The organism is Armatimonas sp., assembly GCF_964826245.1.
In genome coordinates this window covers 1-9,637 of sequence record NZ_CBAYMC010000175.1, presented here as the reverse complement: position 1 = coordinate 9,637, position 9,637 = coordinate 1, and the positions used below count along the sequence as shown (strand labels likewise).

Genomic DNA, 9,637 nt, shown 5'->3' with positions numbered 1-9,637 from the left:
CAATGCGGCAAGTCCGGTGGCTGTTGTCTGCCCGAAGGAACAGAGCAGATAGTCCGTGTAGAGGTCGAGTAGGCGCGAAGTCGTCATGGGCTTTTCAGGCCGTCATGGGGCCAAACCCATTTTATCAACTCGGCACTGCGTAAGGTGAGAATTTATTTTAAAATCCCTACGCGCTATGACGGATTTATCACGTTTAAGCAATGATCTCTTTAATCGGCTCTGCGCCTTCTACCCCAACAAGCTTCTGGCTCAGCCCACCGTAGAAATACGTGAGGTTATTGGGATCGAGGCCGAGCTGATGCAAGATCGTGGCGTGGACGCGCTTGACGGGAGTGGGGTTGACCGCCGCCGCATAACCGAGCTCGTCGCTCTCGCCGTAGCTGACTCCGCCTTTAATGCCGCCGCCTGCCATCCACATCGTGAAGCCGTAGGAGTTGTGGTCGCGGCCATCTCCGGTGGCATGCGCGGTGCGCCCAAACTCTCCGCCCCAGACGACCAGAGTTTCATCTAAGAGGCCGCGCTGCTTGAGGTCTTTTAATAATCCCGCAATCGGCTTGTCCACGCGCCCAGCATTGCGGTTGTGGTTGGGGACAAGATTGCCGTGCGCATCCCAGAAGTTCAGAAAGTCCGTATTGCCGCCGCCCGCATAGAGCTGGATAAATGGGACGCCGCGCTCGACCATGCGCCGGGCCAGTAAACATCGAAACCCGAAATCTTTGGTCGCAGCGTCGTTGAGGCCATAAAGCTCTTTGATAGAGTCCGGTTCCTTGCTAATATCGACGGCCTCAGGGGCGGTGCGCTGCATCTGGAAGGCAAGCTCGTAGCTGGCGACACGGGCCGCCAGATTCGAGTTGTCCTCGCGGGGCTTGCGGTGCGCTTGGTTCAGATCACCGATGGCATTGAGCAGCTCGCGCTGGAGCTCGGGGGCCATGCCCTGCGGACGGGAGAGATCTAGAATCGGGTCGCCTGCGGAGCGCAGAACGGTTCCTTGGAACTTGGCGGGCATGTAGCCACTGGCCCAGTTCTTCGCACCGGAGATCGGGCCGCCCGTGGTGTCGAGCATCACGACAAAGCCGGGAAGCTCTTTCGCATCGAAGCCCAGGCCGTAGTTGACCCAGGTTCCCAGGCTAGGCGAGCCCGAGAGGATCTTGCCCGAGTTCATCTGGAGCATCGCGGAGCCGTGGATCGGGGAGTCGGAGTAGACGGAGTGTAGATACGCAATGTCATCGGACATGGCCCCGACGTTAGGAAACAAATCGGAGACGTACTTGCCGCACTGGCCGTACTGCTTGAACTTCCACTTCGGCCCCATCAGGGTCAGGGGAATGGTCTTGCCCGCCTGGCGAAAACTCTTGATATTGACGGTCTTGCCGTCGCCTTTGACCAGCTCGGGCTTGTAGTCGAACGTGTCCACTTGCGACGGACCACCGTACATGAACAAGAAAATGACGCTCTTGGCTTTCTTTGCCCCCCCCCCGCCCCCAAGATTGGGGGAGGCAGTGTTAGCCTCGGCTCGCTTGGGCAGGAAGCCGTCCATACCCAGCATCCCGCTGAGGGCGAGCCCCGTGAAGCCCGCCCCGGCCTCCCACAGAAACTCTCGTCGTGTTCGCTTACAAAAATGATCGCTCATTATTTCTCCCAGGCACATAAATGAGCCTGCTGTTGCGGCAAGACCCATAAATGGGCCTGAGGGGGCTTTAGCCTCCTTGCCGCAACAGCGGGCCGCTTTAGCCGCCCGTCCGTGAATCGCCGCCCGATTATCCGTTCAACCGTCCAACGGTGAATATGCATCAATTTTATCCTATTTGAAGGTACAATAAACCGCTATGCGCAAGAAAGTTTCGATTATCGGTGCGGGTTTTGTCGGCTCAACCTGTGCTCACTGGATCGCCTCCAAAGAATTAGCTGACGTCGTTTTGATTGATATCTTCGGCGGTGTCGCCAAGGGCAAGGCACTTGACCTGCTCCAGGCGGGGCCGGTCGAGGGCTACGATCTGGATATTACGGGTGGCGATGACTTCGCCGCGATGGAAGGCTCCGACATTGTGATTCTCACGTCGGGTGCGCCTCGCAAGCCCGGCATGACCCGTGAAGATTTAGTGGCCGTGAACGCAGATATCACGGCCAGCAATGTTGAGAAGATCAAGCAGTACGCCCCCAACTCGATCGTGCTAATCGTCAACAACCCCATGGACACCATGGCGACTCTGGCATGGAAGGTCTCGGGCTTCCCGAAGAACCGCGTCATCGGCCAGGGCGGCGTCTTAGACACCGCACGCTACCGGACGTTCTTAGCCAAAGAGATCGGCTGCTCGGTGGAGGACATCCAAGCCATGCTGCTCGGCGGCCACGGCGACGAAATGGTGCCACTTCCCAGCTACACGACTGTGGCGGGCATCCCGGTGACCCACTTCATCCCCGAGGACAGGCTCAGCACCATTGTCGAGCGTGCCAAAAAAGGCGGCGCGGAGATCGTCGCGCTGCTCGAAAAAGGCTCTGCCTACTACGCTCCCGCCGCCGCCACCGTCGAGATGGTCGAGGCGATCCTCAAGGACAAGAAGCGCATCCTCCCCTGCTCCTGCCTGCTAGAGGGCGAGTACGGCGTCTCCGGCACATTCTTCGGTGTCCCAACCATGCTCGGTGCAAACGGCATCGAGAAGATCATCGAAGTGCCCCTCACCGACGAAGAGAAAGCAGGCGTCGCCAAGTCCGCCGCCCTCGTGCGCTCGTCGTGTGATGTGCTCCAAGAGAAGTACAACATCTTCGGGTAGACGTCATAGTCAGGAAGCCCGCTCGAAAGTTTCGAGTGGGCTTTTTTCTTAGGAGGCCCAAATGCCCATCCGTAGTTTTTGGCGCGTGAAAAAGGCTCTTCGACGAATAAATCATGTCCTTCCGAGCAAGCGCAAATAAAGTCCGCAATACAGAGCTGCCGATCTGGAAGCGAACTTTGAGCTTTACCGGGAGCTGGGTTTCCAAAACACGCCCACGGTCTTGGTCTTTCAGCGAGGCCAAGAGCTCGCACGGCGGGTCGGATTTCAAGAGATAACGCAGCTCCAAAGCTGGCTATCAACACTGTCCCTCCCCGACGTGTGATACGCTTTCTCTATGACCCCATCGGGAGCCTATGTTCATATCCCCTTCTGTGCCCGCAAGTGCGGCTACTGCGATTTTAATGCCTACTCGGGCTACAAAGACGGCACGAAGGCGCAGTATGTCAAGGCGCTCTGCCGCGAGATAGAGATTAGCACCCCCAATTTGGGGGGCGGGGGGGGCTTGCAGACCGTTTTCTTTGGCGGAGGCACGCCCACACAGCTTTCTGCCGAGGCCCTAGCGCAGATTCTGGCGCTCCTGCCGCTTGCGCCGGGAGCCGAGGTCTCGCTGGAGGCAAACCCTGCCGATGCCGACGAGCGCTATCTGACAAAGCTTCGCGAGGCGGGCTTTAACCGGATCTCGTTTGGCGTCCAGACCTTCAACGATAAGCTACTCAAGCTCATTGACCGCGAGCACAGCGGCGACGATGCGAAAACCGCGCTGAAGCACGCCCGAGCAGCGGGCTTTGAGAACCTCTCCCTCGACCTGATGTTTGGCCTTCCCCGCCAGACCGTCGCGGACTTTGAGCGCACGCTGGCAACCGCGCTAGAGCTCGAAGTCCCGCATCTCTCGATCTACGGCCTTATCGTGGAAGAAGGCACCCCGTTTTTTGCTCGGCGCGAGCGTGGCAAGCTCCCCCTCCCTGCCGAGAGCGCGGAGGCGACGATGTTTGGGCGAGCGCTGGAGCGGGCACAAAAAGCGGGCCTGAGGCGCTACGAGGTCAGCAACTACGCACGCCCCGGTTTTGCCTGCCGCCACAACCGTCTCTACTGGCGCAACGAGAGCTACTACGGCTTTGGAGCGGGCGCAACAGGCTACTTAGACGGCGTACGCTCGGTCAATATCCGTCGCCCGTCGGCCTATATTGACGCGGCACTGAGCGGAAAGCCACTGATTTGTGAGAGTGAGCAGCTCTCGCAAGACGAGACCATGGGTGAGACCATGATGCTGGGCTTGCGCCTCGCCGAGGGAGTTGATCTGGAGGCGTTTGCACAGCGCTTTGGCGTGCGTGCCGAGGAGCGCTGGGCAGAAGCGATTGCAACTCTCATGGCGCAAGGCTTGGTAGAGAGCGTCGGAGATCACCTGCGACTTACGGAGCCCAAGGGACTTTTTCTCGCCAGTGAGGCCATGTCCGCTTTTCTTTGAAGATAGTCGCCAAAGCAAGAGTCCTACTAAATAACTTCACCACACAGGAGACTCGTATGAAATTCAGTACTATTGCAACAATCGCACTCTCGCTTACCCTAGCGGCGGCTCCACGCCCCGTCTTGGCACAGCTATCAGGAAACGATCCGGCCATCTCGGTAGACCTTCAGGATGCGCCTGTTCGGAGCACTCTGGAGGCGATCTTCAAGCAAGCGGGGCTCAAGAACTACATCATTGACAATGCCGTCGCAGGCTTTGTGACACTCAAGATCTCGGATCAGCCATTTGAGAGCGCCCTTAAGCTCGTCATGCGGGCAAGCTCACTGCCCCTGACCTACACCAAAGAGAACGGCGTCTTGGTTGTCAAGCCCCGCACCGTGCCTGCTGCCTCTTCGGCAACTTCAGAGCCCATCAGTAGCGAGCCTGCGAGCACCACCGAACGCTACGAGCGGCTCAACCTGACCTATCTCGATCCGGCAGACCTCGCGGGAATCCTACCGGGCATCATTACTATCCCACAGTTCACACGTCAGAGGGGAGGTCAGGGAGTTTCCTCAGGCAATGGCCTGCTAGGACACGGCGGTGGCCAGACAGGACAGCTCGGCCAAGGCGGCCAATTTGGATCTGGCAGTGGCTTGGGTCCGCTTGGTGGACGAGGGCTGTTTGGCCAAGGCGGGGGGCAGCAGCGGCGGCGCTAAGCTCAGAAAAACCAACCGCCGGGTCGCAAGCGACCCGGCGGTTTGCTTTTTTGGGCTTCTTATGGCACGGGCACATTGATCGCGGCCCGGCTGGGCTTACCCGTACGACTGGGAAGCAGGACGCGAAGCATCACGATACCACCCGAGCGCACGGTGCTTGCCACTTTTTTCAGCTCCTCAACCGTGGCGACCGAGGTTCCATTGACACTCTGGATAATCATGCCACGCGAGAGCCCGGCCTCATCGGTCGGTGTGCCGCTCTTGACTTCCGTCACGAAAACGCCCTTAACGGCCTCTTCCAGCTTCAGCTCCGTGCGAATCTCTGCATCCAGTGGCTCCAGAGTTGCCTCTAGCGGCTGTGCCGGCTTTCGGTTCGTCGCTGTTTTTGCTGTGGCTGAGCGCTCATCAGGTAGCTCCTTTAAGGTTGCACTCAGAGTCAGCTCTTTACCGGCACGGCTCACCAGAATCGGCACTTTGGTTCCCGGCTTGGTGGTCGCAATCGCATTGCGCAGGCTCACTTCATCGCGGACATCGTTGGTTCCAAAGCGGGTAATCACATCCCCCGGCTCCAGACCTGCCATGTCGGCAGGCTCTCCACCTGTGACCTGGGAGACATAGGCACCCGCTGAGAGCTTCAGTGCCTGCTTGATCTCAGGCTCGATATTCGTGGGGTTCATTCCCAGGAAGCCACGAGTCACTTTGCCTTGGGCAATAAGCTGCTCCGAGACAAGGCGCGCCGTGTTGGCGGGGATGGCAAAGCCGATTCCCACACTCCCCCCCGAAGGCGTGTCGATTCCGACATTGATGCCGATCAGCTCGCCTTTGATATTGAAGAGTGGCCCACCGGAGTTGCCGGGGTTGATGGAAGCATCGGTCTGGATCAGCTCGGGGTAGTAGCGCCCGTCCAGCGGCCCACCAATCGTGGACTTGCGCTGGAGTGCAGAGACAATTCCCGTCGTGACCGTGTTGTCTTGCCCAAACGGTGAGCCAATGGCGATGGCCCACTGTCCGACTTTGATGCGCCCTGAGTCGGCGAACTTAACCGCGGGCAAGGCGCGACCCGCGTCTATCTTCACGACAGCCAAGTCAGAGCGTGAGTCACGGAAGACCTTGCCAGTGAAGGTCTCGCCACTGGAGAGCTTGACTTTCACTTTCCCATCGCGGGCCTTCTCAACCACATGGTCGTTGGTGAGGATATAGCCATCGCTACGGATAATCACCCCCGAGCCCCCCACGGGACGCAGAACGGTATCGTCTGCCTCATCCCCACTTGCCCCAGGAGCGGGAGCAGGTGCTGGAGTGTTGGGACGGCGACGGCGCTGACCTTGTCCGGGAGTCTGTGGCGCATCTGGCCCTAGAAACTGCTCAAAAGGCGACCGGCTTCGAGGCACCTCAGCCACGGCGCTGATGGAGACAGCACTAGGCCCCATGCTCTCGGCAAGCTGCGTGAAGGCAACTTCCAGAGACTGAGCGGTATCACGGCCTTCTTGCAAGCGAGCGGCAGGCTCGCGTGCGACGAGGCGAGCAGAAAACGGGACAGCGCAGGCGATAAGCCCGCCGGTCAGAGCAAAAATCGAAAGACGACTTCGGTTTGACATTGAGTAACCTCCGCACAGTAAGACGAGGCAGCTGCCTCAGATTCGCGAAAAAAACAAAAAGCCCCCGCGAATAGACGCGGGGGCCTTGTGAGACTCATTTTAACGAGAGACCCACTTAGATTTTGTAGCGCCCATCGCCCTCGGCGGATGTCTGTAGTATACGCTTCACGAAGGAAATTAGTTCCATCGGGTTAAACGGCTTGGTGAGGTACATATCTGCCCCCCCCGAGTAACCACGTAGGACATCCTTATCCTGGGTCTTAGCGGTCAACATGATCACCGGAAGCTCTGCCAGCGCCGGGTCACGACGAATGGATGCCAGTAGCTCAAACCCATCCATCTCCGGCATCATGACGTCTGAGACGACCAAATCCGGACGGTTCGCATGAATTTTCTCCAGCGCCTGAACGCCATTATTAGCGGTCTCGACGGTGTAGCCCATACGCTCTAAGTTCACCTGAATCAATCGGACGATATTGGGCTCATCGTCCACGGCCAGAATTCGTGCCATACTCTTGTTTTACCCTTTCCTGCGGAAAAACCCTATGCCGTCTATTTTATCCCATAGGGATACACTACGTCAATGGGCATTCGCACTCTAGCGAGATGTTCGTATTTTTGCTTAAATATCTTCAGAGATGCAACCGACCCCGTGGAGTGCGGGTCGAAAAGAAGAAAGTGATTCCATGGTACTTGAAACCTACTTGCTAGCCTTGCTACTCGCGCTAGGAGTCTTAGGGGCTCTCGCGTGGGCGCTCCGCGCTCAGCTTCGACGAGCCGGACGGTACTTTATCGCCTGGATAGAGCGAGACCGCCGGGCGGAGCTTGAGGCAAAAAAAGAAGTGGAGCAACGAAAAGAAGCGGAGCGCGAAGTACGCATCTACCTCCACGAAGATGAGGCGCAAGAGCCACAACAGGTTCCATTGGGAAGACAAGAAAAATGAAATTTAAGACATTCGCAGCAAGTTTTGGCGGCTTGGTGGTCGCGGGGCTTGCGATCTGGGGCTTTATCGAGTCTCGCTCGGCGTGGATAGATGCCGGGTTTGTGGGAATTCTCTACGATGCCAGCTCAGGGGTGCAGCCCAAGCCGCTCAAGCCGGGACGCGTCTTTGTTGGCTGGCGACAGCGGCTCTACGTGTTCCCCACCAAGCTGATGAGCGCCAAGTACGTCCAGGATGTAGAGGAGGGGGAGCAGAAAGTTGCTGATGGAATTTTAATCACCACCAGCGACAATGCCAACACCACATTTGATGTGTGCGTGATCTACCGAATTCGTGAGGAGAGCGCCATCCAAGTCTTCAATAGCTTCGGCCCCATTGATGTGGAGACTATCCAGGCCAATCACCTCCGCCGCGCCATTAAAGACGTGGTCAATGAGATTGGGCCTAAGTACGATGTCTTTGAGCTCATGGGCCCCAAGCGCCAAGAGTTCTGCCAGCTCGCCACGGAGTCGCTCAAAAAACGCATGGCAACCAATGGAATCTCCATAGACTCCCTGATGCTCCTCACAGCTTTTCCCGCTCCGGAGACGGCAGAAAAAATCACGCGGCGTGTCAACCAGTACACCGAGTACGATATTGCCGTGCTCCGCAGACAGATCGCCGAAGTCAGTCGCAAGACCAACGTAATCACCGCACAGGCCCGAATGACCGCCACACAGCTCACCAGCGCCACCGCCAAAGACAAGGGACTTGAACAGCTCCAGCTCCAGGCTGATGAAGAAGCGATCGAGAAGTGGGATGGCCACCTCCCCGAGATCCGGGCCGGAGGAAACCAGACCATGATTCTCGATGGAAGCACCCTAGCCGCTCTCAGCAACCGCCGCGCAGCCGCTCCCGCCGCAAAATCAAATTCCCAAGGAGAAAATGGACAATGAGACGCTCTTCTTTACTGATACTTCTTGCTCTGCCGCTTCTGGTCGGCTGTGCCCGCGAGATTCCTCCCGCCCAAGTCGGAGTCAAGTTTTCGTCGGCGAGTGGCACCGAGGAGAAGCTCCTCAAGCCCCAAGTGGTCTGGGTACTTCCTCGCCAGCGCCTGGTGCTCTACCCCACCAATATCCGTAACGCGACCTACACACGCGGCGGACACGGGGGCGCAGAGCGAGCAGGCAACGACTCCATCCAGTGCTCCACGAACGAGGGGGCGATCCTTCCCGTGGATGTCACGGTAAGCTACCACGTGGACCCTGCCAATGTAATGACCGTCTATAAAAACTTCGGTACCAATGACATTCAGCAAATCCAGACAGAGTTCATCCGCCCCGCCACCAACTGGGCCGTCAACAGTGTTGGCGGTCAGAAAAGTGTCTTTGAACTCACCAGCAAAGAACGCGCCCAGTTCGGCCAGCGAGTCAAGACAATTCTGATTCCGAAGCTTGCTGCATGGGGCTTAACGGTAGATGATGTCTTTACCGGTGAGGTCTACCCACCTGAGGAAGTCAAGCAAAAAGTCAATGAGCGCATCTCCGTTCGCACGGAGCTCGACACCGCGCAAGTGACCTTAAAACGTGCCACCGTAGAGGCAGAGACTATCCAGACCAAGGCCAAAGAACAAGCGGAAGTTAACCGCCTCCTCGGAGAAGCGGGGGATAAAGCCGTCGCACTGAAGAAAATTGAGCTACGCCGCAAAGCCATTACCAAGTGGGATGGCGTCGCCCCGCTCACGGGAGATGGCCGCATCCCCTTCACGGATCTCACACTAGGACGGTAAACAAAAAGAGCCTGGGAGCGATTTGCTCCTAGGCTCTTTTACAAACTGAGAAAGAAAGTGCGATTACGCCTTCTTCAAAAGAGGCAGACCCGTCGCTTCACTCTCAACTACTAGATACCCTGCCGGAACAGCATCCAGTGCCTTGGTAATATCGTCAGCGGCCTTCACTTCTTTAGCAAAGAAATACATTGTACGCGTTCCGTTAGCTGTTGGGGTGACACGTGCGTGCAAGAAATACGTTACCCCGTTTTTTTTCGATACATGACCGTATGCCATGATAATTCTCCATTCCTAAAAGGTTGTACCCTCTCGTGATCAAGACGCGTCTTCGATGACCCTGACTACGCTCTTCCACAATCGAGTCTACAAGATTCGACAAAGTTTACCCTAAAGTTC

At 57.4% G+C, this 9,637-nt stretch carries 10 protein-coding genes; 6 read left to right on the top strand and 4 right to left on the bottom strand.

Going from position 1 to position 9,637, the window contains the following annotated elements; genetic code table 11:
- Positions 1 to 193: 193 nt before the first annotated feature.
- Positions 194 to 1,630: a DUF1501 domain-containing protein gene (locus AC1XOS_RS15720; protein WP_481963171.1), complete on the bottom strand. Its 1,437-nt coding sequence runs from the start codon at positions 1,628 to 1,630 to the stop codon at positions 194 to 196.
- 196 nt (positions 1,631 to 1,826) lie between these two features.
- Between AC1XOS_RS15720 and mdh the strand changes: the two genes are divergently transcribed.
- The 3 genes from mdh (at position 1,827) to AC1XOS_RS15705 (ending at position 4,934) form a co-directional block, all read left to right on the top strand.
- Positions 1,827 to 2,771, top strand: a complete 945-nt coding sequence (gene mdh / locus AC1XOS_RS15715) for a malate dehydrogenase (RefSeq protein ID WP_481963170.1) — start codon at positions 1,827 to 1,829, stop codon at positions 2,769 to 2,771.
- 334 nt (positions 2,772 to 3,105) lie between these two features.
- Positions 3,106 to 4,236, top strand: a complete 1,131-nt coding sequence (gene hemW / locus AC1XOS_RS15710) for a radical SAM family heme chaperone HemW (RefSeq protein WP_481963169.1) — start codon at positions 3,106 to 3,108, stop codon at positions 4,234 to 4,236.
- 56 nt (positions 4,237 to 4,292) lie between these two features.
- Positions 4,293 to 4,934, top strand: coding sequence for a hypothetical protein (locus tag AC1XOS_RS15705; RefSeq protein WP_481963168.1), 642 nt, complete (start codon positions 4,293 to 4,295; stop codon positions 4,932 to 4,934).
- A gap of 59 nt (positions 4,935 to 4,993) precedes the next feature.
- Here AC1XOS_RS15705 and AC1XOS_RS15700 read toward each other — a convergent pair whose 3' ends face one another.
- Both AC1XOS_RS15700 and AC1XOS_RS15695 read right to left on the bottom strand, forming a co-directional pair.
- Entirely contained in the window at positions 4,994 to 6,532 is a 1,539-nt protein-coding gene (locus AC1XOS_RS15700; RefSeq protein ID WP_481963167.1) for a trypsin-like peptidase domain-containing protein, read from the bottom strand.
- 115 nt (positions 6,533 to 6,647) lie between these two features.
- Entirely contained in the window at positions 6,648 to 7,043 is a 396-nt protein-coding gene (locus AC1XOS_RS15695) for a response regulator transcription factor (RefSeq protein WP_309706681.1), read from the bottom strand.
- A 175-nt stretch (positions 7,044 to 7,218) separates the two neighbouring features.
- Between AC1XOS_RS15695 and AC1XOS_RS15690 the strand changes: the two genes are divergently transcribed.
- The 3 genes from AC1XOS_RS15690 to AC1XOS_RS15680 are packed head-to-tail and all read left to right on the top strand — an operon-like array spanning position 7,219 to position 9,241.
- Positions 7,219 to 7,476: a hypothetical protein gene (locus AC1XOS_RS15690; protein WP_481963166.1), complete on the top strand. Its 258-nt coding sequence runs from the start codon at positions 7,219 to 7,221 to the stop codon at positions 7,474 to 7,476.
- Positions 7,473 to 8,408: an SPFH domain-containing protein gene (locus AC1XOS_RS15685; protein ID WP_481963165.1), complete on the top strand. Its 936-nt coding sequence runs from the start codon at positions 7,473 to 7,475 to the stop codon at positions 8,406 to 8,408. The genes AC1XOS_RS15690 and AC1XOS_RS15685 overlap by 4 nt, the downstream gene beginning before the upstream one ends.
- Positions 8,405 to 9,241, top strand: coding sequence for an SPFH domain-containing protein (locus AC1XOS_RS15680; RefSeq protein ID WP_481963164.1), 837 nt, complete (start codon positions 8,405 to 8,407; stop codon positions 9,239 to 9,241). The genes AC1XOS_RS15685 and AC1XOS_RS15680 overlap by 4 nt, the downstream gene beginning before the upstream one ends.
- A 63-nt stretch (positions 9,242 to 9,304) precedes the next feature.
- On the opposite strand, the gene AC1XOS_RS15675 is transcribed toward AC1XOS_RS15680, so the two are convergent.
- Entirely contained in the window at positions 9,305 to 9,517 is a 213-nt protein-coding gene (locus AC1XOS_RS15675; RefSeq protein WP_481963163.1) for a hypothetical protein, read from the bottom strand.
- Positions 9,518 to 9,637: the final 120 nt, after the last annotated feature.

Bases quoted from the DNA above. Each gene is read 5' to 3' on its own strand.
- AC1XOS_RS15720 (WP_481963171.1), bottom strand. From the start codon at position 1,630: ATGAGCGATCATTTTTGTAAGCGAACACGACGAGAGTTTCTGTGGGAG.
- mdh (WP_481963170.1), top strand. From the start codon at position 1,827: ATGCGCAAGAAAGTTTCGATTATCGGTGCGGGTTTTGTCGGCTCAACC.
- hemW (WP_481963169.1), top strand. From the start codon at position 3,106: ATGACCCCATCGGGAGCCTATGTTCATATCCCCTTCTGTGCCCGCAAG.
- AC1XOS_RS15705 (WP_481963168.1), top strand. From the start codon at position 4,293: ATGAAATTCAGTACTATTGCAACAATCGCACTCTCGCTTACCCTAGCG.
- AC1XOS_RS15700 (WP_481963167.1), bottom strand. From the start codon at position 6,532: ATGTCAAACCGAAGTCGTCTTTCGATTTTTGCTCTGACCGGCGGGCTT.
- AC1XOS_RS15695 (WP_309706681.1), bottom strand. From the start codon at position 7,043: ATGGCACGAATTCTGGCCGTGGACGATGAGCCCAATATCGTCCGATTG.
- AC1XOS_RS15690 (WP_481963166.1), top strand. From the start codon at position 7,219: ATGGTACTTGAAACCTACTTGCTAGCCTTGCTACTCGCGCTAGGAGTC.
- AC1XOS_RS15685 (WP_481963165.1), top strand. From the start codon at position 7,473: ATGAAATTTAAGACATTCGCAGCAAGTTTTGGCGGCTTGGTGGTCGCG.
- AC1XOS_RS15680 (WP_481963164.1), top strand. From the start codon at position 8,405: ATGAGACGCTCTTCTTTACTGATACTTCTTGCTCTGCCGCTTCTGGTC.
- AC1XOS_RS15675 (WP_481963163.1), bottom strand. From the start codon at position 9,517: ATGGCATACGGTCATGTATCGAAAAAAAACGGGGTAACGTATTTCTTG.